This window comes from Spirillospora sp. NPDC046719 (genome assembly GCF_040645715.1).
In the GTDB taxonomy this organism is placed as follows: domain Bacteria; phylum Actinomycetota; class Actinomycetes; order Streptosporangiales; family Streptosporangiaceae; genus Spirillospora.
In genome coordinates, this window is record NZ_JBEYYT010000138.1 from 1 (window position 1) to 22,117 (window position 22,117).

General features: G+C 74.2%; 25 protein-coding genes. 5 read left to right on the plus strand and 20 right to left on the minus strand.

Features of this window, described 5'->3' with window-relative positions; all coding sequences use genetic code 11:
• From ABZ914_RS23370 to ABZ914_RS23395, 6 genes are all read right to left on the minus strand, one after another.
• The coding region (locus ABZ914_RS23370; RefSeq protein WP_500195619.1) for a hypothetical protein at positions 1-218 on the minus strand (218 nt) is incomplete at its 3' end.
• A complete protein-coding gene (locus ABZ914_RS23375; RefSeq protein WP_500195621.1) occupies positions 215-1,354 on the minus strand; it encodes a DUF58 domain-containing protein in 1,140 nt (379 codons plus the stop codon). The genes ABZ914_RS23370 and ABZ914_RS23375, both read right to left, overlap by 4 nt.
• A gap of 4 nt (positions 1,355-1,358) precedes the next feature.
• The gene (locus ABZ914_RS23380; RefSeq protein WP_190856915.1) at positions 1,359-2,339 is read right to left on the minus strand and encodes an AAA family ATPase; all 981 of its coding nucleotides are present in this window, start codon (positions 2,337-2,339) and stop codon (positions 1,359-1,361) included.
• A gap of 21 nt (positions 2,340-2,360) precedes the next feature.
• Positions 2,361-4,262: a hypothetical protein gene (locus ABZ914_RS23385; protein ID WP_500195623.1), complete on the minus strand. Its 1,902-nt coding sequence runs from the start codon at positions 4,260-4,262 to the stop codon at positions 2,361-2,363.
• A gap of 214 nt (positions 4,263-4,476) precedes the next feature.
• Positions 4,477-5,166, minus strand: coding sequence for a hypothetical protein (locus ABZ914_RS23390; RefSeq protein WP_500195625.1), 690 nt, complete (start codon positions 5,164-5,166; stop codon positions 4,477-4,479).
• 88 nt (positions 5,167-5,254) lie between these two features.
• The gene (locus ABZ914_RS23395) at positions 5,255-6,412 is read right to left on the minus strand and encodes an aminotransferase class I/II-fold pyridoxal phosphate-dependent enzyme (RefSeq protein WP_500195626.1); all 1,158 of its coding nucleotides are present in this window, start codon (positions 6,410-6,412) and stop codon (positions 5,255-5,257) included.
• A gap of 318 nt (positions 6,413-6,730) precedes the next feature.
• Here ABZ914_RS23395 and ABZ914_RS23400 point away from each other — a divergent pair, with 318 nt between their 5' ends.
• Positions 6,731-7,102, plus strand: coding sequence for a DoxX family protein (locus tag ABZ914_RS23400; RefSeq protein WP_500195628.1), 372 nt, complete (start codon positions 6,731-6,733; stop codon positions 7,100-7,102).
• 93 nt (positions 7,103-7,195) lie between these two features.
• On the opposite strand, the gene ABZ914_RS23405 is transcribed toward ABZ914_RS23400, so the two are convergent.
• Both ABZ914_RS23405 and ABZ914_RS23410 read right to left on the minus strand, forming a co-directional pair.
• On the minus strand, positions 7,196-7,978 hold the full coding sequence (locus tag ABZ914_RS23405; RefSeq protein ID WP_500195629.1) for a class I SAM-dependent methyltransferase: 783 nt from the start codon (positions 7,976-7,978) through the stop codon (positions 7,196-7,198).
• Positions 7,975-8,745, minus strand: a complete 771-nt coding sequence (locus ABZ914_RS23410; RefSeq protein ID WP_500195631.1) for an NAD(P)-binding domain-containing protein — start codon at positions 8,743-8,745, stop codon at positions 7,975-7,977. Before ABZ914_RS23410 ends, ABZ914_RS23405 begins: the two co-directional genes overlap by 4 nt.
• A 228-nt stretch (positions 8,746-8,973) precedes the next feature.
• On the opposite strand from ABZ914_RS23410, the gene ABZ914_RS23415 reads away from it, so the two are divergent.
• The gene (locus ABZ914_RS23415) at positions 8,974-10,575 is read left to right on the plus strand and encodes a serine/threonine-protein kinase (RefSeq protein WP_500195632.1); all 1,602 of its coding nucleotides are present in this window, start codon (positions 8,974-8,976) and stop codon (positions 10,573-10,575) included.
• Between the two features lie 7 nt (positions 10,576-10,582).
• On the opposite strand, the gene ABZ914_RS23420 is transcribed toward ABZ914_RS23415, so the two are convergent.
• The 9 genes from ABZ914_RS23420 to ABZ914_RS23460 form a co-directional block, all read right to left on the minus strand.
• Positions 10,583-10,759: a hypothetical protein gene (locus tag ABZ914_RS23420; RefSeq protein WP_500195634.1), complete on the minus strand. Its 177-nt coding sequence runs from the start codon at positions 10,757-10,759 to the stop codon at positions 10,583-10,585.
• Complete coding sequence (locus ABZ914_RS23425; RefSeq protein ID WP_500195636.1) at positions 10,756-11,529, minus strand: nuclear transport factor 2 family protein; 774 nt, start codon at positions 11,527-11,529, stop codon at positions 10,756-10,758. The genes ABZ914_RS23420 and ABZ914_RS23425 overlap by 4 nt, the downstream gene beginning before the upstream one ends.
• Positions 11,526-12,515 (minus strand): RNA polymerase sigma-70 factor, encoded by a 990-nt coding sequence (locus ABZ914_RS23430; RefSeq protein ID WP_500195637.1) that lies wholly within the window; start codon positions 12,513-12,515, stop codon positions 11,526-11,528. Before ABZ914_RS23430 ends, ABZ914_RS23425 begins: the two co-directional genes overlap by 4 nt.
• 169 nt (positions 12,516-12,684) lie before the next feature.
• Positions 12,685-13,404 carry an alpha/beta fold hydrolase gene (locus ABZ914_RS23435; protein ID WP_500195639.1) on the minus strand — a complete coding sequence of 240 codons (720 nt, stop codon included), beginning with the start codon at positions 13,402-13,404 and terminating at the stop codon, positions 12,685-12,687.
• Positions 13,404-14,366 (minus strand): alpha/beta hydrolase, encoded by a 963-nt coding sequence (locus ABZ914_RS23440; protein ID WP_500195641.1) that lies wholly within the window; start codon positions 14,364-14,366, stop codon positions 13,404-13,406. Before ABZ914_RS23440 ends, ABZ914_RS23435 begins: the two co-directional genes overlap by 1 nt.
• Complete coding sequence (locus tag ABZ914_RS23445) at positions 14,363-16,183, minus strand: ferritin-like domain-containing protein (RefSeq protein ID WP_500195643.1); 1,821 nt, start codon at positions 16,181-16,183, stop codon at positions 14,363-14,365. Before ABZ914_RS23445 ends, ABZ914_RS23440 begins: the two co-directional genes overlap by 4 nt.
• A gap of 33 nt (positions 16,184-16,216) precedes the next feature.
• Positions 16,217-16,459, minus strand: coding sequence for a hypothetical protein (locus ABZ914_RS23450; RefSeq protein WP_500195645.1), 243 nt, complete (start codon positions 16,457-16,459; stop codon positions 16,217-16,219).
• Between the two features lie 75 nt (positions 16,460-16,534).
• Positions 16,535-16,972 carry a cupin domain-containing protein gene (locus tag ABZ914_RS23455; protein WP_500195646.1) on the minus strand — a complete coding sequence of 146 codons (438 nt, stop codon included), beginning with the start codon at positions 16,970-16,972 and terminating at the stop codon, positions 16,535-16,537.
• A 50-nt stretch (positions 16,973-17,022) separates the two neighbouring features.
• Positions 17,023-17,781 (minus strand): SDR family oxidoreductase, encoded by a 759-nt coding sequence (locus ABZ914_RS23460; RefSeq protein WP_500195648.1) that lies wholly within the window; start codon positions 17,779-17,781, stop codon positions 17,023-17,025.
• A 191-nt stretch (positions 17,782-17,972) separates the two neighbouring features.
• On the opposite strand from ABZ914_RS23460, the gene ABZ914_RS23465 reads away from it, so the two are divergent.
• Positions 17,973-19,175, plus strand: coding sequence for a low temperature requirement protein A (locus ABZ914_RS23465; protein ID WP_500195650.1), 1,203 nt, complete (start codon positions 17,973-17,975; stop codon positions 19,173-19,175).
• On the opposite strand, the gene ABZ914_RS23470 is transcribed toward ABZ914_RS23465, so the two are convergent.
• Together ABZ914_RS23470 and ABZ914_RS23475 are read right to left on the minus strand one after the other, a co-directional pair.
• Positions 19,150-19,413 (minus strand): WhiB family transcriptional regulator, encoded by a 264-nt coding sequence (locus tag ABZ914_RS23470; protein ID WP_500195657.1) that lies wholly within the window; start codon positions 19,411-19,413, stop codon positions 19,150-19,152. The genes ABZ914_RS23465 and ABZ914_RS23470 overlap by 26 nt on opposite strands.
• 145 nt (positions 19,414-19,558) lie before the next feature.
• A complete protein-coding gene (locus ABZ914_RS23475; protein ID WP_500195651.1) occupies positions 19,559-20,119 on the minus strand; it encodes an SRPBCC domain-containing protein in 561 nt (186 codons plus the stop codon).
• A gap of 137 nt (positions 20,120-20,256) precedes the next feature.
• Between ABZ914_RS23475 and ABZ914_RS23480 the strand changes: the two genes are divergently transcribed.
• Positions 20,257-20,652: a winged helix-turn-helix transcriptional regulator gene (locus ABZ914_RS23480; RefSeq protein ID WP_500195652.1), complete on the plus strand. Its 396-nt coding sequence runs from the start codon at positions 20,257-20,259 to the stop codon at positions 20,650-20,652.
• Between the two features lie 69 nt (positions 20,653-20,721).
• Here the strand turns inward: ABZ914_RS23480 and ABZ914_RS23485 are convergent, their stop codons facing one another.
• On the minus strand, positions 20,722-21,462 hold the full coding sequence (locus ABZ914_RS23485; protein ID WP_500195654.1) for an SDR family NAD(P)-dependent oxidoreductase: 741 nt from the start codon (positions 21,460-21,462) through the stop codon (positions 20,722-20,724).
• 91 nt (positions 21,463-21,553) lie between these two features.
• Here ABZ914_RS23485 and ABZ914_RS23490 point away from each other — a divergent pair, with 91 nt between their 5' ends.
• Positions 21,554-21,949, plus strand: coding sequence for a MerR family transcriptional regulator (locus tag ABZ914_RS23490; protein WP_500195655.1), 396 nt, complete (start codon positions 21,554-21,556; stop codon positions 21,947-21,949).
• The last annotated feature ends 168 nt before the right edge of the window (positions 21,950-22,117 follow it).

Sequence of the window (22,117 nt, forward strand, 5' to 3'; positions counted from 1 at the left end):
GGGCCCCCCGGCCCCCCGCCGGGCTCCGCGGGGGCCCCCACCCGGCGCTCCCCCCGGTCCCCCCCCCACCCCACCCCGCCGCCATGCCCCGGGGGGGCGCCCACCACCCCCAACGCCGGGAGCGGCCGGTCGTAGCCTGAGGCCAGCAGCGGCGCCGAGGCGGCGGCGGCCAGCGCGACCGCGACGGACGCCGGCACGCCGCGGGAGGCGACGCTCACCGCGCCCACCAGCGGCTCTCGTTCCACTGCGCGGCGAAGCCGGCCGCGTCGGGGGCGCGCAGGAGCCGCGCCCCCGCGTACGGCGCGGGCATCCCGTCGCCGGGGCCACCGGGTCCGATCAGGCCGACCAGCGAGAGGGTGCGCCGCGCGGCGAGCACCCGCATCGCGGCGGCGACGTCCTCGGCCGCCGCCCGGGCGGACAGCAGGACGACCGCCGGTCCGGACGGCGCGGACCGCAGCCCGGCGCAGGCGGCCGGGAAGTCGGCCCCCGGCCGGGCCCTGGCCTCGGCGAGCACGTCGAGGTGCGCGGTCGTCCCCGCCGTCGCGGGCGACCGCGCGCCGCCGGCCAGCCGCAGCTCGACGGGGACGTCCGGGGCGGACGCCACGATCGACGCCGCGGCCTCCGCGAGGGCGTCCAGCTCGGCGGGCCCGTACCGGTCGTCGACCAGCACGGTCATGCCCGGGCTGGCGGAGTCCATGTGCTCGCGGACCATCAGCCGCCCGCGCCGCGCCGAGGTGCGCCAGTGGATCTGGCGGACGTCGTCGCCGGGCACGTGCTCGCGCAGCCCGGCGAAGGCCCCCTCGGAGGCGCGGACCGACGCCGACGAGGTGTCCCGCCCGCCGCCGCCCGCGGCGGGCACGACGGCGAGGCGGTAGTGGCGCGGGTGCACCAGCAGCCGGACCGGCACGTCGTCGGCCGCCCGGACCGCGCGCACCAGGCCCAGCGGGTCGGTGCGGACCAGGCTGAGCGGACCGGCCTCGACCGCGCCGCGCCGCGGCGCCGACAGCAGGTACCGGATCCGGGGGCGGGCGGTGCCGAGCGGCAGGACGACCGCCGGACCGGGGCCGGCGACGCGTTCGGCGACGGCGCTGCGGCCGTCGCCGCCCGGCTCGATGTCCAGGACGACGGTGACGGCCGAGCCGGCACGGACCCGCGAGGCGGTGGCCCGGCGGCGGACCCGTGCGGCCGGCGGCCGTCCGGCGACGGGCACCGCCAGCACGACGGCGAGGACGGCGAGGGCGCCCAGCACGCCCGGGACCAGGTAGCCCAGTCCGAGGCCGCCGCCGCACAGCACGGCTCCGGACGCGAGCAGCCCCCAGCCGCGGGCCGTGGGGCGGGGAGTGCCGCCTGCCATGCTCCTAGCGCCCGTTCCCCTGCGGAACCGGGACGGGGACCTCGGCCAGGATGCCGTCCAGCAGCTCCGCGGCCTCGGCGGCGGTCGTGGCGCCCGACATCGGCACCAGCCGGTGCGCCCACACCGGCCCCGCCAGGGTCTTGACGTCGTCCGGCGTGACGTAGCTGCGGCCGTGCGCCAGCGCGTACATCCGCGCCGCGCCGCACAGCGCGATCGACGCCCGCAGCGACACCCCGGCCCGCAGGTGCGGATGCCGCCGGGTGCGCTGGGCCAGGCGCAGCACGTACTCGTAGACGGGGTCGGCGAACGCGACGCTGTCGGCGGTCGGGCCGAGCCACGCCATCGCCTCGGTGTCGAGCACCGGGGTCAGGTCCTCGGGGACGGTCAGGGCCGAGCCGCGCAGCAGCGCCATCTCCGCGTCCTCGCCGGGGTATCCGAGCGACAGCCGCATCAGGAAGCGGTCGAGCTGGGCCTCGGGCAGCGGGAAGGTCCCCTCCAGGTCGACCGGGTTCTGCGTCGCCACCACCAGGAACGGGCGCGGCACCGGGTGCGCCTTCCCGTCCACCGTGACCTGCTCCTCCTGCATGACCTCCAGGAGCGCCGACTGCGTCTTGGGCGAGGTCCGGTTGATCTCGTCCACGATGACGACGTTGGCGAACACCGGGCCGGGATGGAACTCGAACTCCCGGGTGCTCTCGTTGAAGATCGTCACGCCGGTGATGTCGGAGGGCAGCAGGTCGGGGGTGCACTGCACGCGGCCGACCGTCCCGCCGGTCACCGCCGCGAGCGCGCGGGCCAGCGTCGTCTTGCCCATGCCGGGCAGGTCCTCCAGCAGGATGTGCCCGCCCGCGGCGAACGCGGTGAGGATCAGGCGCACCGTGGCGGGATCGCAGCGTGCCGCCTTCTGGACGCCCTCGGCCATCCGGTCGAAGGCGTCGGCCACCCGCAGCGCCCCCTCCGGGGGGATCGCGGGCGTAGCGGTCATGGTGCTCACTGGGTACCCCTTCTAGCCGCAGTTGGCCCAGCCGGACGAGGCGCTCGCGCCGGACGCGCCGCCCGAGTAGCGGACGCAGATGCCGGGGGCGTGGACGAAGACCGGCCCGGCGTAGTACTTGAAGGTGCCGCTGTCGCTCGCGACCTTGCCGGTCTGGCTCTGCAGGCGGACCCAGACGCTGGTGCCCTTGCCGATGTTCGTGGTCTTCATCGTGACCGCGCAGTTGTTCTTCGTGGTGGCGCTGTAGAGCTGGTAGATCCGCCCGCCCGCGAACGGCGTCGACCGCTGGATCTTGTAGTTGCCGCCCGCGGACGCGTTGCAGACCTGCTGCGGCGTGTACGGGTTCCTGGTCTGCGTGGGCTTCGGCTTCGGCTTGGACGTCGTCGGCTTGCTCGACGGCTTGGACGTCGTGGGCCTGCTCGACGGCTTGCTCGTCGTCGGCCTGCTCGACGGCTTGGAGGTCGTCGGCCTGCTCGACGGCTTCGAACCGGTGGACGGCCCGGACGGGGTCGTGCCCGTGGACGGCGACGACGGTGACGTCGAGGGCCCCCGCGTGGGCAGCGGAAGCGACGGAGCGGGTCCGCTCGGCCTCGCCGGTGTCGGCTCCGCGGGTTCGGTCGGAGCGGGCTTCCAGGGCTTGTCGGGCTTGCCGGGCTTGGTGGGCAACGGCAGCTCGGGCGTCTGCCGCGGCTGCCCCGGGTCGAACGGGTTCGGGAAGACCGGATCGGCGGGCGGGACCGGCACCTGGGGCGGGCTGCTCTCGCCGCCGCCCGGCGTGTCCGGGCCGTCTCCGCCGTGCCCGGATCCGCCCGGGTACTTGCCGATCGTGCGGGCCACCCCGTCGTCGCCGACGACCAGGGCGTCCGTGCTCCCCGGCGCGTTCACGAACAGGTTGCCCTCGCGGACCTGCACCTCCAGGTCGCCGCGCCCGGACGGCATGTTCAGCACGCCGGTCTGCCGCCCCGTCGGCTCGAACACCCGGACCTGCCCCGTGTTCCGGACGGGGAGGTACACCTTGCCGGCGAACGGAACGGCGGGCTCCTGGACGGGGTCGCTCAGCGGGAACGACCGGACCGGGCCGCCCTTGCGGACGTCGCCGAGCGTGACCACCGAGCCCGCGGCGGGCACGGTGACCGCGGCGAGCGCGCCGTGGGTGCGGTCCGGCACCAGCGCGCCGTCGAGCGGCACGGACACCGCGACCTTGCGGGTGCTGTCACCCGTCGCGACCACCAGGGCCCGCCCGCCGCGGTCCACCACGAGCGCGCCGCGGTCCAGCACGGTCACCGCCAGGTCGTGGCCGGGGTCGGCGACCCCCGCCGTGTGGACGATGCTGGCGCCCTTGTCGGTGACCTTCAGGGCGACGGCGGTGCCCTGCCCGGGCACCGCCACCCACAGCAGCCCGGCGTCGTCGAACTCGCCGCCGACGAGCGGACCGGGCAGTTGCAGCACCGGGCCCACGGGACGCAGCGTGGACGGGTCGAGCGCGCGCACCGCACCGGAGGTCCGCTCGATCAGCGCGGCGGCCGCACCGCCCATCGCCAGGTGCGGATCGCCGCGGGTGCCGATGTCCAGCTTCCCCGAGAAGCCCAGCCCGTTGAGGTTGAGCGACGACACGCGGCCGGTGTCCAGGTCGTGGATGAGCAGGTACCGGTCGTTCTGCGTGACCTGCACCCGGTGGCCGCGCGCGTCGGTCACCTGGCGGCGCTGCTCGACCTTGCCGCTGTCGGGGTTGACCCGGTCCACCTCGCCCGCCGTCCGGCTCCACAGCCAGGCGCTGCCGTCGGAGGCCGCGATGGCGAGGCCGGACCGGCCCCCGCCCAGCAGGGTGGCCACCAGCGCGGCGCTGAGCAGCAGGGCCGCGGCCCACCAGCCGGCCCGCGCGCGCATCGCGGCGGCGACCTTCTTCCGCCCCATCACAGCCATCCCCTCGTTGCGTGCCCCCACCGCCGCTGCACCGGCTCCTCGGAGGGCATGTCGACAGCCATCACGGCAGGTCTTCTCCACAGATCAGAGGTGCGTGCTGAACCGGTCGGTGGACGGCCGGCCGCGCTATAGACCGACTGTCCGGAGGACGGGGGTTTCGGCAACCGCCGGACCGCCCGTCCTCGTCACGCCGGAGCAGCGGAGATCAGTCGTCTTCCAGGAAGTACCGTCCGAGGACCTCGCTGAAGCGGTACTCCCGGGCCTCCAGGATCCGCACCGCCCGGTCGGTGAGCACCCCGCCGGGCCGTCCGGGGTTCGCCTCGGCGAGCATCCCCTTCTTCCGGGCCAGCCGGATCCAGTTCGCCACACCCCGCCAACTGCACCCGGTGACCTCCTCCACCTTGCGCACCGGGTCGGAGTAGCCGAGGTCGACGTACCACGAGTAGATGGCGGCGACGATCGCGAAGAACTCGTCCGGCCGGCCCGCCCTCCCGGGGCGCCGCACCGAGCGCGCCGAGCGGTTGATGTGGCGGGCCATCCTGTCGATGGTCTCGGAGAAGCAGTCCTCGCGGGCCATCCTCTGCACCATGCTCGCCTGGGCCTTCGCCACCCTGGAGATCCGCGCCAGCGGGATCGTGCGCAGGACGTCGACCGTGATGCCCTGGTCGGTCTCCTCGGCGGCGGCTCCCGGCGCGGCCTTGATCACCATCTCGGCCGGGCCGGCGGCGGCCGGCACGGCCCAGCGCATCGTCACCTCCCAGGCCCCGGTGACGAACCGGTGCTCGACGCCGCTTCCCGGTTCCGCGAACTCGTCGCCGGCCATGCCGGACTCGGTGACCTCGAAGAGGTCCGGGGAGATGATGATCTCCGACTTCTGCTGCTGCGTGATGCTCATGTTCCCTCAAGAAGTCGCGGGCGCGGGCAGCGGGCGCCCTGTCGTGGTGGATGACCGGGACCGCGCCGGCCGGATGCCTCGCCCCGTCTCATCCGGGGGCGCCGGCCGTCGCGGCGTGCGCTCGCAGGACCGCGAGCATGGCCTGGTTCTGCCGGTAGGTGCCGATGCTGATGCGCACGGAGTCCCCGACACCGGGGACGGCGCTGCAGTCGAGGATCCGGATGCCGGCCTCCCGCATCCGGTGCGTGAGCTCCTCCGGCCGGGCGACGTCGACCAGCAGGAAGTTGGCGTCACTGGGGTGGACGCGGACGCCGGGCAGCGCGGCCAGCGCGTCCTCGACCCGCCGGCGCTCGCCGAGCACGCGGCCGATGTTGGCGCGCGCGTACTCGATCCCGGCCGGGCTGACGGCGGCCGCGACGGTGGCGATCGTCGACTGGGTCAGGGGGCGCGGGATGGCGATCCGCCCGAGGATGCCCACCACCGCCGGATGGGCGATGGCGATCCCCACCTGCTCGCCCGCGAGGCTGTACTCCTTCGACAGCGTCCGCAGCACGACGAGGTTGGGATGCGCGTCGATCTCGCGGGACAGCGGCGCGTCCCCCGAGTACTCGACATAGGTCTGGTCGGCGACGACCAGCGCCTTCCCGAGCAGGCGCGAGGAGAGCTCCAGCACGTCCGCCCGCCGGACCAGGTTCCCCGTCGGGTCGTTGGGCGTGCAGAGGAACAGCACCTTCAGCCCCGGATCGGACCGGTGCACGGCCAGGATCCGCTCGGGGTCGAGTTCGAAGCCGGCGTCCTTGCGCAGCGGCACCTCATGGATCGCGACGGACTGGAGCCGGGCGGAGACCGCGTGCCGGCCGAAGACGGGCGGGCAGACCAGGATGGCGTCCCGCCCGGCCGTGCAGAAGGCGCGGACCAGCAGGTCCGTCGCCTCGTCGACGCCCCGGGTGATCAGCATGCGGTCCCGGGGGGTGCCGAAGCAGTCGGCGAAGCGGTCGAGCAGGTGCCCCGGCTGCGCCTCCGGGTAGCGGTTGTGCGGCAGGGCGTCCACGCCGGCGGGGAACGGGGGGTACGGGTTCTCGTTGGCGTCGAGCCGGGTGTGGACGTCGCCCTCCCGCTGCGCCGTCCGCCCCGGTCCGGAGGAGGCCATCTCGAGGATCTCCGGCCGCGCCAGCCTGGTGATCTCCTCCATCGCGTCCTGCCTTCGCGCCGGCGGGGCATCCCCGGTGACACCGAGTTCCGACATGGGTTCCTTACTCTCTCCGACGCGTCGACCCGACCGGCACGACCGCCGTCCCTGTAGAACCGTTCGGCGGTGGCGGCGAACCGCAACCCCCGGTCGCAGATGCCCGCGCCGCCGGGTGCGCCGGCGCGGAACGGGATCGTCCCTGGTCACCGCCACCGCACGGGCGGCCCGGCGGCGAGAAAGACGGAGGTGGCGCCGCCGTTCTCCGGTCCGGCGGACCGACCGGGGCCCGAGGCCGGGCGCCGCCTCACGTTCCCGGACGCTGCGTTGTCGAACCGGTGAGACCCCGCAGCGGGAACGGCGACGGAGGAGAGTTCGATGAACGTGTTCTTGTGGATCGTGCAGGCGGTCCTGGCCGCCCTGTTCGCGATGTCCGGCCTGGCCAAGGTCGCTCAGCCGAAGGCCAAGCTGGTCGGCAGGTACGAGTGGATGGAGGACTTCTCCCAGGCGGCGGTGTGGTTCATCGGCGTCGTGGAGCTGCTGGGAGCGCTCGGGCTGATCCTGCCGGGCGCCACGGGGATCGCGCCCGTGCTGACACCGGTCGCCGCGTCAGGGTTCGCGGTGCTGCTGGTCCTGGCGGCGGCCCTGCACATCCGGCGCAAGGAGCCGTCGGCGCTGGGGATCACCGGCTTCCTGCTGGTCCTCTCCGTCCTCGCCGCCTGGGGCCGCTTCGGCCCCTACCACTGGTAACACCCCAACGTCGCGCCCCCGGAAACCAGAGCCCGTGCCGTCACTCACCTCAGCGCGCTGCCAAGGGACCCGGACAGGGCAGGGGTAGGGGTGTTAGGGGGTTGGGGGGGTGCGTTTGGCTGTTAGGGCGTGGATGCGGTGGGGGATCTGGAGTGGCTGGTCGGGGAAGCGGTCGTGCAGGAGCCGGGCGAGGTCGGCGTCGAAGGCGCTGATCCGGTCGGGGGGAAGGGTGGCGCCGATGCCGCTGGCGCTGCGCATGCGTCCCCGCCACGCCTCGTGGGTGAAGGGGACCACGGTGTCGAAGGCGAAGCCGTGCAGGTCGTCGAACCCGGCCGCGGTCAGTTCGTCGCGCCAGTGCGGGTTCTCGGCGAGGCCGCCGACCTCCGGCCAGTCGGGGTTGTAGGCGCAGGCCAGTTCGAGGCTCGCGGCGGCGACGGTACCGGGCTCGGTCGAGAAGTCGCGGTAGCAGATGACCAGCGCACCGCCCGTGGCGAGGAGGCGGCGGGCCTCGGCGATGGCGCGCGGACGGTCGAACCAGTGCCAGCACTGGCCCGCGCTCACCACGTCCCAGGCTCCGGCGGGCAGGCCGGTGTCCTCCGCCGGGGCGCGGTGGTAGGACACCGCGGCCTCGCCGGCGCCGCGCCGTTCCGCCTCCGCGAGGAGTTCGGGGGCGACGTCCACTCCGGCCACCGTGCAGCCTGCGGCGGCGAAGGCGCGCGCCAGGACGCCCGTCCCCGTGCCCAGGTCGACGACGCGCTGGCCGGGCAGCCCCACTCCGGACGCGGCCAGCCGGTCGAACAACTCGGGCGGGAACCCCGTCCGGTACCTCGCGTAGTCGTGGGCCGTCGGGCCGAAGTTGACCGCCACATCGCTCATTGTCCGTCAAGGACGGCGAGGAGGTCGTCGAGGGCCCTGCCGAGGGCTTCGGAGTTGGCCGGGGTGAACCAGGTGGTGCGGATGCGCTCGTTGTTACCCTTCGGGGTCTCGTGGTCGGCGGCGAGCCGCTGCAGGGTGCGGGTCTCGTCGCCCAGGGAACGGCCGACGCCCTGGAAGAGGCTCCGGACGTAGGCGTCCGCGGCGCCGGGGGCGATGCCGTGGCCCGCGGCCCAGGACGTGAGCGCGGCGAGATACGAGTAGTGGGTGGTCAGCGTCCCGGTGAGGGCGGAGAAGACGTTGAAGGACGCCTCGTCCTCGACGGGGAGCGCCCCGCCCAGGCGCTCGAAGAGGGCGTCCACCACCGGATGGGACGGGCAGGTCACCGTGACGGAGCGGCGCTCGCGGACGGTGGGCAGCGGGATCGCCCGCACCAGCGCGGCGCCGGTGCCGAGCGTCCGGCGCAGGTCGTCGTTGCCGACCCCCGCCATCACGTTGATCACGATCTTGCCGCCGTCCACGGTGAGGCCCGCGAGCGCGTCGTGCCGGTCCTGGCCCCGGACGGCGATGATCACGATGTCGGAGCGGTCCACCACGGCCTGGTTGCCGGTGCAGACCCGGACGGTCTCGTAGCGTTCGGCCAGCTCGGCGGCCGTGCGGGCGCCCCGTGGGGACAGGAAGACCTCGGGCGGTCGCTCGGCTCCGTCGCACAGGCCCTCCGTGATGGCCCGGCCGATCTCGCCTACTCCGATGATGCCGATGCTCCTCATTGCGTCCTCCCTGGTGGGCGCGGTTCTCCCCGTAGACGCTATTCGAACGTCCGATCGACGCGATTGAGGATTCTCGCGTGCGGACGCAAGGATTTCGCGCGATCGGCGAGCGCCGGCACGGCCGGGCCGGCGGGAGCACCTCGGCGCCGGGGCGGCGGCGCCGTGACCGGGCGAGATGTTGTCCGGTTGGACCGTTTTCCGGTGATCGGTGGTTCTAGGCTGTCCGGCGTGACCTCTGGGCAGACGGTGATCGACGGGCGCTTCGAGCTGCGAGGACGGCTCGGCAGCGGCGGGATGGGGACGGTCTGGCGCGCGTTCGACCTCGCCCTGCACCGCGAGGTCGCGCTGAAGGAGGTGCGGCTCGCCGGAGCCGACCCGTCCGAGGGCGATCCGGCGGTCGCGGAGATGATGCGCGAGCGGGTGATGCGCGAGGCGCGCGCGCTGGCCCGGCTCCACCACCCGAACGTGGTGACCATCCACCACATCGTGGACTCGCCCGACATGCCGCACCCGTGGCTCGTGATGGAGCTCGTCCCGGGGCGGTCGCTCCAGGACCGGCTCGCGGAGGGGCCGCTGCCGCCCGCGGAGGCGGCGGCGATCGGGCGCGGGATCCTGGCGGCCCTGCGCGCCGCGCACGAGGCGGGCATCTGCCACCGGGACGTGAAGCCCGCGAACGTCCTGCTGCGCACGGACGGCACGGCGGTCCTGACCGACTTCGGCATCGCGGTGCTGGAGGAGGCGTCGCGGGTCACGGCCACCGGCGGGCTCGTGGGCTCGCCGGAGTACATCGCGCCGGAGCGGCTGCACGGCCGCGAGGGCGATCCGGCCTCGGACCTGTGGTCGCTCGGCCTGCTGCTGTACGTGGCGGTCGAGGGCCGGAACCCGCTGCGCCGGCCGACGGCGGTGGCGACGCTGGCGGCGGTGATGGCCGCCCGGATCCCGCCGCCGCAGCAGGCCGGTCCGCTCGCGCACGCACTGCAGGCGCTGCTGGTGGCCGACCCCGCCGCCCGGCCTACGGCGTCCGAACTGGACCAGATGCTCGCCCAGGCGGAGGACGCCCAGCAGAGCGCAACGCCGCCCCCGCCGTCACCGCCGCTTCCTCCGCCCGTCCAGCACGCCGGACCCGGCACGGACCCGGGCGCGTTCCCGGGGACGGTCCCCGCCCGCCCGCCGGGGCAGCGGCGGCGGACCGGCCTCATCATCGGCGCGATCGTCGTGCCGCTGGCCTGCGCGGCGGCGGTGCTGCTCGTGGCGGCCGTCGTCTTCGTCCCCAAGCTGCTCGACGAGACCCGCGACGCGGCGACCGGCGCGGGCCTCCCGACCGGTCCGGTGGACGCCGGCGGCGACCCGCCCCCCGCGACGGCGGCCGCCGGGCCGAAGACCCTGCTCACCCCGGCCGCCATCCGTGGCGTGATCAAGAAGTTCGAGGCGGCGTCGGGCTCCCGGCAGTTCGCGGAGATGACGGTCTACGCGGGCCGCGCGACCGCCGACGCGCCGGTCCGCGGCCGGCGCGGCGCGTTCGACAACTACACCTATGAGAAGGGCGCCGACGCCGCCGTCAAAGGCGGTCCCAGCGTCGGCATCACCGATAACGCCAAAGTGAACCTGAGCGCATTCAACTGGAATGCCCTACCGGCACTCATGACCCGGGCCGCGCGCACACTGAAGGTGCCGAAGCCGACGAACAAATACGTGATCGTCAAGGCGTCCTGGACCTTCAACGGCGACCGGCCGACCATGATGGTCTACTTCACCGACGACTACGGCGGCGGCTACCTCGCGGCGAACGCCCAGGGAAAGGTCGTCACGACCGTTCCGTCCGACTCCTGATGGTTCTTCAGGGAGCGAGGCGGATCGTGGACGGCGCCCCCTGGCGGGTCATTTTCACGTAGGGGCAGAGTCCGGCCGAGGCGCCGCCGCTCACGCCGACCCGGGCGGTGTAGATCGGCGCGAACGCGGCGCCGTCGTAGTCGTCGTCCGGAGAGAGCGCCGGGACGGGGAGCGGGTCGCTCATCCGACCCCCCGGTCCCGTCCGGAAGCGGCGGAGCCGGGTGGAGCGTCGTGCTCGGGACGGTGCCAGCGCCGCAGCTTGTCGGGGTTCAGCGTGATCCAGACGGCGGTGACCGCCGTGCCGGCGGTGCTCACGCCGACCACCGCCACGGCGCATCCCGCACGGTGCAGGACGAGCCCGGTGCGGCCGTTGACGGACCGGACGGTCACGCCGGTCCGGGGCCGTCCGGCGAGCAGGGCCGCCATGAAGCGGGCGACCGCGTCCGCGCCGTGCGCGGGGTGGGCGGCGGCGCGCACCTTCCCGCCGCCGTCGCTGACCACGATCGCGTCGGCGGCGAGGACGGACGCCAGCGCCGCCGTATCCCCGGCGCCGCACGCGGCGGCGAACCGGCGCACCACGCCGTCGTGCCTCGCGAGCATGGCCTCGCCGGCGTGGTCCCGCTGGGGATGGCGCCGCAGCCAGGCGGTGACGGGATCGATCGCGGGCCCGGGCCTGCGGACCTCCTCCCCCCGCACGGCGATGTCGCGGCCTTCGCCATGGCCACCGGCGGCGAGGAGGTCCAGGCAGATGCCGCCCGCGACCCGCGTCAGCCACGCCCGGGGCACGGCGATGCCCGCACGCTCGTCGTCGTCGAGCGCGTACCAGCGACGGTACGTCTCGTGGACGATCCGGTCGGCGGCGTCCGCGCCGAACATCCACTCGGCGATGTCCAGCAGGTGCCGCCGCTCGTCGAGCATCTCCGCCAGCGACACGGTGCCGCCCGGGCCGGTCACCGGCGGCCGTCCTCGCGGCCGGGCGGGGGCGCCAGGAGGCGGGGGGCGCCCGGATCTGCGGAGCGGCTGCCGGACACCGCGGCGATCTTGGCGGGGTTCATCATCCACATGATCCGGCCGATGCCGCGGTCGGAGGCGTCGACGGTGAGGACGGTGAAGACCTCGCCGTCGCGCCGGAGCAGGGCGGCCGCCTGCCCGTTGACGGTGGCCCATTCCACGTCGACGCCCTCCCAGAACCGGGACGCGAACGCCCTGACGTACTTGGCGACGCGGACCGCGCCCACCACGGGGAAGCGGGAGGCGCGCGCCGCGCCGCCGCCGTCGGAGTAGCTGACCGCGTCCGCGGCGAGGAGCTCCTCCAGGGCGGCGAGGTCGCCGGCGCGGGCGGCGGCGACGAAGGCGGTCAGCAGCCGGCGCTGCTCGGCCCCGGTCACCGGCGCCCGCCGCCCGGACCGCAGGTGCTTGCGGGCCCGGCTGACGAGCTGCCGGGCCGCCGCCTCGCCGACCTGCACGATCGCGGCGATCTGCGGGTACGGGTAGTCGAACGCCTCGCGCAGGACGTAGGCGGCGCGCTCGGTCGGCGAGAGCCGCTCCAGCAGCATCAGCACCGCGAGGTTGAGCGCCTCGCCGCGTTCGGCGCCGAGGTGCGGGTCGGCGCCGGTGTCGACGGGTTCGGGCAGCCAGGGCCCGACGTAGGTCTCCCGGCGGACGCGCGCGGACTTCAGGACGTTGATCGCCAGCCGCGCGGTCGTCGTCGCGAGGAACGCCGCGGGGTCGGCCACGGCGGCGCGGTCGTAGGTCTGCCACCGCAGCCAGACGTCCTGCACCAGGTCCTCGGCCTCGGCGGCGCTGCCCAGCATCCGGTAGGCGATGCCGAACAGGCGCGGCCGCACCTCGGCGAAGACCGCGGTGGCGTGGTCGAGATCGCCCGCCGCCCCCGAGGCGCCCGCCGCCGGGTCGCCGTCCGGTTCGCCGTCCGCCGCCATGATCGCCCCCCGTTCCGGATCGCGGGCCGGGTCCGATCGCACCCGCCCACGCACAGCTCAGACAAGGCGGCCCCGTGTTCTGTGACAGCCGCCCGCCGCCGGCCCGCCATCCGCCCGACCCCGTGCACTGGATCGGGCGAACAGCCGGCTCAAGGCGGTCTTTCCCGGATCAGCCGTCGGCGCCGGCGGCGTCGAGGATGGCGGCGACCACGGCGTCGGGCTGCGAGGCGGCGATCGCGTGCGAGGCGCCGGCGACCTCGCGGGTCCCCCGGGACGAGGCGCGCTCGGCCATGAACCGGATCGCCTCGGCCGGGATGTTGCGGTCGAGGCCGCCGAACACGAACCACGACGGCTTGGTGCGCCAGGCCGGCTCGCTCACCTCGAGCGCGTCGGCCAGCGCCCGCTCGGTCACCGGGCGCTGCGTCGCCGCCATGAGGGCGGCCTCCTCGGCGTCCAGGTCGGCGCAGAACTGCCCGTGGTACTTCTCCTCGTCGATCCGGAACTCGTTGCCGCCGGACGCGACCGGGTAGCCGACGAGCGCGCCCGCCAGGGTGCTGCCCGCGAACTTGCCGGACAGCTGCAGGGCGCTCTCGCCGGAGTCGGGCGCGAAGGCGCCGACGTAGACCAGGGACCGGACGGCCGGGTCCCCCGCCGCCGCCGCGGTGGTCACCATGCCGCCGTAGGAGTGGCCGACCAGGACCACCGGACGGCCGATCCCGGCGACGACGTCGCGCACGTAGGCGGCGTCGCCCGCCAGCGAGCGCAGCGGGTTGGCGGCGGCGACGGCGCGGAGACCGTGGTCGTTCAGGCGCCGGATGACGCGGTTCCAGCTCGCGGATTCGGCGAACGCGCCGTGGACCAGGACGACGACGGGCTTCTCGGTGCTCATCAGGCGTCCTTCCCGGTGCCGAGGGCGGCCTTGATGACGGCGATGGCCTGGGCGGTCGCGGCCCGGGACGCCTGGGTGTCCCGGACGGGGTTCAGCATCATGAAGTCGTGGATCGCGGCGTTGTAGCGGATGCTCGTGGTCGGCACGCCCGCCTCGGTCAGGCGGCGGGCGTAGGCCTCGCCCTCGTCGCGGAGCACGTCGTTCTCGTCGACGATGACCAGCGCGGGCGGCAGCCCGGCCAGGTCGTCGAGGGTGGCGCGCAGCGGCGAGGCGGTGATCTCGGCGCGCTCGGCCGGGTCGGTGGTGTAGGCGTCCCAGAACCAGGCCATCGCCTTGGCGGTGAGGTGCGGGCCGTCGGCGAACTCGCGGTAGCTGGCGGTGTCCTGCGCGGCGTCGGTGACCGGGTAGTACAGCGACTGGTGGACGAACGTCACGTCCCCGCGCCGCTTCGCCATGATCGTCAGCGCGGCGGCCATGTTCCCGCCGACCGAGTCGCCCGCGACCGCGAGCCGGGACGGGTCGAGGCCCTGGTCCGCGCCGTGCCGGGTGATCCACTGCGCGGTGGCGTAGGCCTGCTCGATCGCGACCGGGTAGCGGGCCTCGGGCGAGCGGTCGTACTCGACGAACACGAACGCGGCGCCGGTGCCGGCGGCGAGCTCGCGGACGAGCCGGTCGTGGGTGCCGGCGTTGCCGAGGACCCAGCCGCCGCCGTGCACGTACAGGACGGCCGGCAGGACCGTCCCGGCGGTCCCGGCGGGCCGGACGATGCGGACCCGGACGTCGCCGACCTCCGCCGGGACCGTGATCCACGTGTCGTCGACGTCGGGCGCGGCGACCGGGCCGGCCTGCACGTCGTCGAGGAGTTTTCGCGCCCCCTCGGTCCCGCGCTCGTACAGGAGCGGCGGTTTCGCCGCGGCCTCGCCGAACTCCCGCGCCGCGGGCTCCAGGACGTGCTCGCTCATGCTGTGCTTCCCTTCTCCGTGGTGGTGCCGGCCGGGCGGGTCGCCGGGCCTGGCGCTTCCTCGCGGAAGTCGATCTTTCGGTGGGTCCCGTCGCACAGCGGTTTGCCGGAGGAGTGCCCGCAACGGCACAGGGTCATGCGGTTGCGGGTCTCCAGCGGCCGCCCGTCGGCGCGGTGCACCGGCACGCCGCCGGTCACCCAAAGCGCGCTGGCCAGCCCGTCCTCCTCTTCGAGGACAGAGACGGCCGGCGGAAGGTCGGGCTCGACGGTCTCCCCGCCGCGCCGCAGCGCGTAGCTGTAGGAGCCGGAGGGGCAGTGGTCGATCCGCCCCATGATGTTGGAGCGGACGTCGCTGTCGCCGGTCTCGGCGAGCATCTCCGCGATCGGCCGGGTGCGGCCGATGCAGAACGCGGCGTGGACGCACAGCTCGCCGACCCGCTGCGCCGAGATGTCCACCCCGTCGTGCACGTGCTGCATTTCCTCGTAGGTCCGGACGTCGGCGTTCTCGGTGCCGTCGAACCCGATCAGGGCGTGCGTCCCGTCGCAGAACGGCTTCGCCCCCGAACGGCCGCAGCGGCACAGCGCGTACGTGGCCTCCGTCGGCAGCGCTTCCCCGGTCCGCCAGGTGAGCGCGTTGTTCTCGGCCGAGACGATCTTGTGTTTGCGGCGGAGCGGGACACCGCCGTAGACGAGGTACGGGCCGTCGGGGAGCACGGTGATCCGTTGCGGCTCGTCGCCGGCGGTCCATCCGCGCTCCTCCGGCGGGACGTACTCGAACGTCGGGCCTGCGGTGGCGCCCTCGCCGTCGGGCGTCCGCATCAGCGCCTGGGCCTGCGCCTTCAGCTTGTACATCGTCGCGACGGCGACCGCGAGCAGCCGCGGGCTGCCGTTGAACGCCTGTTCCAGCAGGTGAAGCAGGGTGCAGTACGTCCGGTTGAACTTCTCCTGGGCCGCCCGGATCGCGCTGCCGGGAGCGTGGTCACCGATCTTCGGGTTGGGACGCATCGGCAGGACGCCGGCGAAGTCCACGGCGAGCGGCTCGCCGGTGGGCCCGGACCGCGGGGTGTCGCCGCGGCGGTAGCGCCGCCCCGTCCTGAGCTCCTGGAAGCGGTAGTAGTGGGCGACCTCGTCCCGGTCGGGGTGGTGGACGTCCGGGTCGCCGTCCCAGACCGCGCCGCGGGACGTGCCCTCCCCCTCCTCGACGATCTCCTCCAGCGCGGTCAGCGCCGTGGCGAGGCCGGTGACGGCGATCATCCGTCCGGCGGTGTGCGAGAAGTGCTCGGCGCCGACCTGGCGGGCGGGGTCGCCGGTGAAGACCGCCGCCTCGCCGAGCCGGTCGCACAGCCCGCGCAGCCCGGCCTCGACCGCCTCGTAGAACTGCCCGATCGTCTCGTAGCCGTCGCCCTCGGCGGGGGCGCCGGGCGGCGCGGGCCGCTCCAGCCGCAGGAACATGTCGAGCGCCTCGTCGCCGAACGGGAGCAGCGACAGCTCCAGCGACGGCGCGGCGTGCGGCAGCCGCCGGGGGTGCGGCGGCAGCAGCTCCGGCGCGTCCAGCCGCGGGCTCCCGCCGACGGCGTTGAGCAGGTTCGCGGCCAGCGCCAGGTGCAGCATCTCCTCGATGAAGACGCCCGCCACCGCCTCGACGGCCTCGGGGTTGCGCTCCGGGTCGAGCGAGTAGAGCGCGCACAGGTACGGCGGCAGGGTCGCGTGCTCCAGCTCGATCGCCCACTGGAGATGCTCGCGGAGATCGTCCAGCGTGGCGATCCCCGCCGGCGGGAGGGGAACGGGGGCATGCTGCCGCCCGGCCGGGTGGTTCATGGTGTCTCGCTTCGGATGTCGTGAGGTGGGGGGTCAGGCGCCTTCGCCGGTGCCGGTGCCGGTGCCGCGCGACCGGGGCTCGGCCTCCAGCTCCTCGGCCGCGCCGAGGAGGTTGCGGAGCTCGACCTCCTCGCGCTCGACGTCGGCCGGGTCGAACAGCCACTCCGAGGCCGGCGGCCCGGCCGGTCCCGGCTCGCTCGCCACGGCGAGGTCCAGTTCGGCCTCGACCTCCGCCTCGAACTCGATCTCGAACTCGTCGCCCGTCGGCCTGCTCATCTGTCCTCCACGCGGGGATCGTCGGGACGGCCGCCGGGCGGCCCGCCCGCCCGGCCGGGCCGTCGCGGTGCCGGGTCAGGAATCCCGGGGAACGCGCAGGTGGGCGCGCTCGGCGAGCTCCGCCTCGTCCACGAGGGTCAGCATGGGCGCGCCCGGCTCGCAGAGCATGGTGACGACGAACCGGACCGGCATGTCGTCGCGGTTGTTGCCGTCCTGGTAGTGGATGACGTCGCCGCCGGGCTCCCAGAACGCCTCGCCCGCCGGGACCGGCCGGGGCGGCTGCCCTTCGAGCTCCATCAGCATCTCGCCCTCCAGCACGTAGCCGAACGCGGGACCGGGATGCCGGTGCGGCGGCGCGCCGGGGTCGCCGGGCGGGTACTCGATGACCACGGTCATGGCGTGCGCGCCGGCCGGGATGAAGGGCGGCTCGACCTCCTGGACGGTGGTCAGCGCCGTCTGCCACGCGGTCGACCTGGGCTTCTGCTCGGCGGCGGTGGAGTCGGGACCGGACATGGAGGCGCCTCCTCGGCTCGTCGGTGCGGACGGGTTCACTTGACGGGGGGTCACTTGGCGGGGTTCGCCGCCAGCCAGTCGGCGTACCTGATCTCGCCGAGGGTCGCGGCGCCCTCGTCCGGGACGAGGTCGCGCTCGTGCATCTCGGCGCCGAAGTAGTGCGCGTGCGGGTCGGTGACCACCTCGCGCGGGTCGCCCCACGCCGCCAGCGCCTTGCGGAAGAACTCGTCCATCCGGGACACCTCCGGGCCGGCGATCTGGATCCGGCCGTTCAGCGGCTCGCCCGCCGCGGTCCGCGCGACCGTCCGGGACACCTCCTCGCCCGCGATCGGCTGGAACAGCACCGGCGGCATCGGGACGGTGTCCCCGCCGGCGGCGGCCTCGTCGGCGATCCTGCGCCCGAACTCGAAGAACTGCGTCGCGTGGATCAGCGAGAACGGGATCGGCGACTCCGCGATCAGCTTCTCCTGCGCGACCTTCGCCCGGAAGTACCCGATGTCGGGCCGCCGGTCGGTGTTCACGATCGTCAGCGCGACGTGGTGGCCGACGCCCGCCTTCCTCTCCGCCTCCAGCAGGTTGCCGGTCGAGGTCGTGAAGAAGTTCAGCACCGCCGTGTCCTCGAAGGACGGCGAGTTGGACACGTCGATCACCACGGACGCGCCCTCCAGGACCTCCGCGAGCCCCTCCCCCGTGAGGGTGTCGACGCCGGTGTTCGGCGCGGCCGGCACCGCCTCGTGCCCGTGCTGCCGGAGCATCTCCACGGCCTTGGAGCCGATGAGGCCGGTACCGCCGATGACCACGATCTTCATGAGGATCCCTCCCGTGACCGCCGGGCCGTCGGTCACCGCCCGGTCGCCAGCTAAGACAGGCCACCCCGCCGGGCTGTGACAGCTCCGGCGGAAGATTCCGGGAAGCGTCCGGATCGGGCCGGGGCGTCACAAACGGGGCTTCTCCCTTGTCTTCGCGGCTGGACGAGCCATGCGACGACGGGAGCGAGACCGTGCCGCCAGCAGGTGCCGCGTGCCGGATCCGGGTCCGGATGACCGCGCGCGCGATCGACGAGCCGCACCGCGCATCGAGCCAGCTGGAGCTGCTGTTCGACCTCACCTTCGTGGTCGCGGTCGCGGCGGTCACCGCCCGGTTCGCCGAGCACGTCGCCGACGGGCACGCCCTGTCCGGGCTCGTCCCGTTCCTCCAGGTCTTCTTCGCGGTGTGGTGGGCGTGGATGAACTTCACCTGGTTCGCGTCGTCGTACGACACCGACGACATCCCGTACCGGCTGCTGACCATGCTGCAGATGGCGGGCGTCCTCGTCCTCGCGGCGGGCGTCCCGGCGGCGGCGGACCACTCCGACTACCGCACCGTCGCGATCGGCTACCTCGTCATGCGGACGGCACTCGTCGCGCAGTGGCTGCGGGCGGGCGCCGAGGACCCGGCGGGCCGCCGCACCGCGCTGCGCTACGCCCTCGGCGTCACCGTCGCGCAGGCGGGTTGGATCCTCTGGCTCGTCGCGGGCGAGGCGGGCGCCCTGCCGCCGGCGACGCGGGTCCCGTGCTTCGCGGCCCTGGCCCTGCTGGAGCTCGCGGTGCCGCGGTGGGCGGAGCGGGCCGGCCCCACCAGCTGGCACCCGCACCACATCGCCGAACGCTACGGCCTGTTCACGATCATCCTCTTCGGGGAGAGCGTCCTCGCCGCGTCCAACGCGGTCGCCGGGGCGCTCGACGAGGCCGAGGTCAGCGGCCGGCTCATCGTCATCGCCGGGTCCGGCCTCGTCCTGCTGTTCGCCCTCTGGTGGCTCTACTTCCTCGTCCCGGCGGGCGAGGCGCTCAGCGACGGCCGCCGCCGGTCCTACCGGTGGGGCTACGGCCACTACGGCGTCTTCGCGAGCCTCGCCGCGCTCGGCGCGGGGCTGGAGGTGGCGGTCGGGCAGACGGGGCACGACGCCGGGGCGTCGCCGCTCGCGGCCTGCTACGCCGTCGCGATCCCGACCGCGCTGTTCGTCCTGCTGCTCTGGACGGTCCACACGCCCCTGCCGGGCGCACGCGTCATGCATCCGGCGGTGGTGCTGTGCGGGGTCGCCGCGGTCCTGCTGCTGCCCTTCGCGGCGCCGGGGGCCGGGGTGGCCGCGATCGTCGCGGCGATCGCGGCCACCTGCGTCCTGACGGCCGTCCTCACGATCATCCCGAACCGGGAGGGGCGCTGACCGTCCGGCCGGCGGCCCGGATGCGGCGCCGCTCGCCCGGGGTCGTCCCGGCCCAGATGCCCTCCGGCTCGCCGGTCGTCAGCGCCCATTCCAGGCAGCGGCGCGCGGCCGGGCACGCGGCGCAGAGCCGGCGGATCTCGGCGATCTGTTCCGCGTGGACGGTCTCGTCGCCCAGCGGAAAGAACAGGTCGGCATCGACGGAGACGCACGACGCGGTCTCGGTCCAGTGCAGATTCATCGTGTTCACGCCCTTTCCGCGGGTCCGGGCGATGGATCGTTGGTCGTCACTGTTCCTCCAGCCGAGTGCGTCCATTTCGGGGGTCGAGAACAACGGTCTCCGAAATGGCGCCCGGCCGGACCCGTGTGAGTCCCTAGCCGAATCCCTAGGAAGCCCTGGGCTTATATCCCCAGCCCCCGGCGGGCGCCGCCGACGTCGCCGGCTGGAGCGCCACCGCCAGGCCGGTCAGGCGAAGCGCCGTCCCGCCGCGCAGGTGCGGGAGGTCCGCGGAGCCGTCGCCCGTGCGGGTGAGGAAGGCGACCTGTTCGGTCCAGGTCAGATCGGTCGATCCGGCGTCGCCGGCCATCTCGACCGTGACGAGCGAGGTCCAGCGAAGCACCTCGTCGACAGTGGCCTCGTAGACGTAGACGATGCGCCGCTCCGGCACGATGTCGAGGTAGCGGGACCGGTAGTCGAGATGCTCCGGCGCCGCGTCCAGGACGGCGAACGTGCTCTGAGCGGTCTCGCCGCCGCCGACGCGGAACTCGTGGTGGTACGTGGCTCCGGACCCGGGGAGCTTGACCCAGCGCCGCCGGACCGCGTCGTCGGCGAAGGCGGCGAAGACCGCGGACGGCGGCGCGTCCAGCCGCCGGGAGATCGTGAAGGTCTCGTGGCGGACCTCCGTTCCGCCGTCCGTCCGCCTCGGTCCGGTGTCCTGGTCGCTCATCCCGTGTCCTCCGTTCGCTGGCCGCCGCAGCGGGCCTCCGCACTTACGATCGGTAGGAATCGCGGATCGGCGGGCATTAATCCCCCTCGCCAATACGCACTTTGAAGTAGGCAACGCAACGCGAAGGGCCGAATCGCATGGACGCCGCGCTCCGCGCCGAACTGACCGCGCAGGGGGTCTCGCCCGACTGCGTCGAGACCATCGGGCTCGTCCGCGACATCCTCGCCCGCGTCGGCGACAAGTGGACCGTCCTGATCGTCACGGAGCTGGCGTCCGGCCCGATGCGCTACACCGTCCTGCACGAGAGGATCAGCGGCATCTCCCAGCGGATGCTCAGCCACACCCTGCGCGCGCTGCACCGCGACGGCCTGATCACCCGGACCGCCTACCCCGAGGTCCCCCCGCGCGTCGAGTACGAGCTCACCGCGCTCGGCCGCTCGCTCGCGCAGGCCGTCGACCACCTCGTCCTCTGGGTGCGGACCCACCGGTCCGCCATCGCCGGCAACCGCGACGCCTTCGACCGCGACGGCTGACGCGCGACCACGGCCCGGTCCCCGCCCGCCTGTGGACGGGGACCGCCCGCGGACGGGGACCGGCCGCCGTCAGACGGTGTACCCGCCGTCCACGGCCAGGGCGGTGCCGGTGACGTAGCGGCCGCCGGGACCCGCCAGGTAGACCACCGCGGCGGCGATGTCCTCGGCCTCGCCGTACCGTCCCAGCGCGGTGAGGGAGCGCTGGAAGCCGGCGGTCTCGCCGCCTGCCGGGTTCATGTCGGTGTCGATCGGTCCCGGGTCCACGACGGTGGCGGTGATCCCGCGCGGCCCCAGCTCCCGCGCGAGCCCCTTGGTCAACCCGACGAGCGCGGACTTGGCCGTCGCCTGGAGGACGAAGTTCGCGCCGGGAACGCGCCCGTTGAAGCACGACCCGATGCTGATGATCCGCCCGCCGTCGCCCATGTGGCGCGCGGCCGCCCGGGCGGCCAGGAACACCGACCGGACGTCCACGGCGAGGACCCGGTCCAGTTCCTCGTCCGTCACCTCCGCCAGCGGGCCGTAGGCGAGGAAGCCCGCGTTGTTCACCAGGATGTCGATGCGGCCCAGTTCCCGCACGGTCCACTCCACCGCCTCCGCCGCGGCGTCGGGACGGGTCAAGTCGGCCTGGACCACCGCGGCCCTGCCGCCGTCCGCCTCGATCTCCTCGGCGACCTTCCGCGCTCGGTCCTCAGCCTCGACGTAGGTCAACGCGACCGCCGCCCCCGCGCCCGCCAGCCGCTTCGCCGTCGCCGCGCCGATCCCGCGGCTGCCGCCGGTCACCAGCGCCACCTTGCCGGTCAGTTCACTCATCGCTGCTTCCTCCCTGGACGATCCGCTCGTCATGGCGGCAAGGTAGGAGTTCACATTGGTGTCAGGTTCAAGTCGTCTCACGGGGTGCGGAATGCGGATCGGTGAGCTGGCCCGGCGCAGCGGCGTGAGCGAGCGTTCCCTGCGCTACTACGAGGCGCAAGGACTGCTCCGCGCCGAACGGACGCCCGGCGGGCACCGGGACTACGGCGAGTGGGCGGTCGACCGCGTCGTCCGCATCCAGACCCTCTACGCCGCGGGCCTGAACAGCAAGAAGATCGCCCAGCTGCTGCCCTGCATGAGGGACGGCGACGGCCGGCCGAACGAGATCGCGACCCCGAAGCTCGTCGAGGAGCTCGCCGCGGAGCGCGACCGCATCAACCGCCTGATCGGCGATCTGGTCCGCTCGCGCGACGTCCTGGACGAAGTGATCGACACGGCGTCCGAAAGCGCGGCCGGCGACCGGGCTCCGCTCGCCGCCCGCCCCTGACCGCCGGCGCCGGCGCGGATTCATCCGCGTGCCCGTGTTCCAGAGGCGCACCCACACTCCCGGATGCACGAATGGCTCAGGGCCGCCGGACCGGGTGGTCTGGCGGCCCTGTGTGGCCGGGTTGTGTGGGGGTCAGGCTTTGTTGAAGGTGTGCTTGGCCCACAGGTA

Coding starts and splice junctions, on each gene's coding strand:
- ABZ914_RS23375 (WP_500195621.1), bottom strand. CDS start 1,354: ATGGCAGGCGGCACTCCCCGCCCCACGGCCCGCGGCTGGGGGCTGCTC.
- ABZ914_RS23380 (WP_190856915.1), bottom strand. CDS start 2,339: ATGACCGCTACGCCCGCGATCCCCCCGGAGGGGGCGCTGCGGGTGGCC.
- ABZ914_RS23385 (WP_500195623.1), bottom strand. CDS start 4,262: ATGGGGCGGAAGAAGGTCGCCGCCGCGATGCGCGCGCGGGCCGGCTGG.
- ABZ914_RS23390 (WP_500195625.1), bottom strand. CDS start 5,166: ATGAGCATCACGCAGCAGCAGAAGTCGGAGATCATCATCTCCCCGGAC.
- ABZ914_RS23395 (WP_500195626.1), bottom strand. CDS start 6,412: ATGTCGGAACTCGGTGTCACCGGGGATGCCCCGCCGGCGCGAAGGCAG.
- ABZ914_RS23400 (WP_500195628.1), top strand. CDS start 6,731: ATGAACGTGTTCTTGTGGATCGTGCAGGCGGTCCTGGCCGCCCTGTTC.
- ABZ914_RS23405 (WP_500195629.1), bottom strand. CDS start 7,978: ATGAGCGATGTGGCGGTCAACTTCGGCCCGACGGCCCACGACTACGCG.
- ABZ914_RS23410 (WP_500195631.1), bottom strand. CDS start 8,745: ATGAGGAGCATCGGCATCATCGGAGTAGGCGAGATCGGCCGGGCCATC.
- ABZ914_RS23420 (WP_500195634.1), bottom strand. CDS start 10,759: ATGAGCGACCCGCTCCCCGTCCCGGCGCTCTCTCCGGACGACGACTAC.
- ABZ914_RS23430 (WP_500195637.1), bottom strand. CDS start 12,515: ATGGCGGCGGACGGCGAACCGGACGGCGACCCGGCGGCGGGCGCCTCG.
- ABZ914_RS23435 (WP_500195639.1), bottom strand. CDS start 13,404: ATGAGCACCGAGAAGCCCGTCGTCGTCCTGGTCCACGGCGCGTTCGCC.
- ABZ914_RS23440 (WP_500195641.1), bottom strand. CDS start 14,366: ATGAGCGAGCACGTCCTGGAGCCCGCGGCGCGGGAGTTCGGCGAGGCC.
- ABZ914_RS23445 (WP_500195643.1), bottom strand. CDS start 16,183: ATGAACCACCCGGCCGGGCGGCAGCATGCCCCCGTTCCCCTCCCGCCG.
- ABZ914_RS23450 (WP_500195645.1), bottom strand. CDS start 16,459: ATGAGCAGGCCGACGGGCGACGAGTTCGAGATCGAGTTCGAGGCGGAG.
- ABZ914_RS23455 (WP_500195646.1), bottom strand. CDS start 16,972: ATGTCCGGTCCCGACTCCACCGCCGCCGAGCAGAAGCCCAGGTCGACC.
- ABZ914_RS23460 (WP_500195648.1), bottom strand. CDS start 17,781: ATGAAGATCGTGGTCATCGGCGGTACCGGCCTCATCGGCTCCAAGGCC.
- ABZ914_RS23470 (WP_500195657.1), bottom strand. CDS start 19,413: ATGAATCTGCACTGGACCGAGACCGCGTCGTGCGTCTCCGTCGATGCC.
- ABZ914_RS23475 (WP_500195651.1), bottom strand. CDS start 20,119: ATGAGCGACCAGGACACCGGACCGAGGCGGACGGACGGCGGAACGGAG.
- ABZ914_RS23480 (WP_500195652.1), top strand. CDS start 20,257: ATGGACGCCGCGCTCCGCGCCGAACTGACCGCGCAGGGGGTCTCGCCC.
- ABZ914_RS23485 (WP_500195654.1), bottom strand. CDS start 21,462: ATGAGTGAACTGACCGGCAAGGTGGCGCTGGTGACCGGCGGCAGCCGC.
- ABZ914_RS23490 (WP_500195655.1), top strand. CDS start 21,554: ATGCGGATCGGTGAGCTGGCCCGGCGCAGCGGCGTGAGCGAGCGTTCC.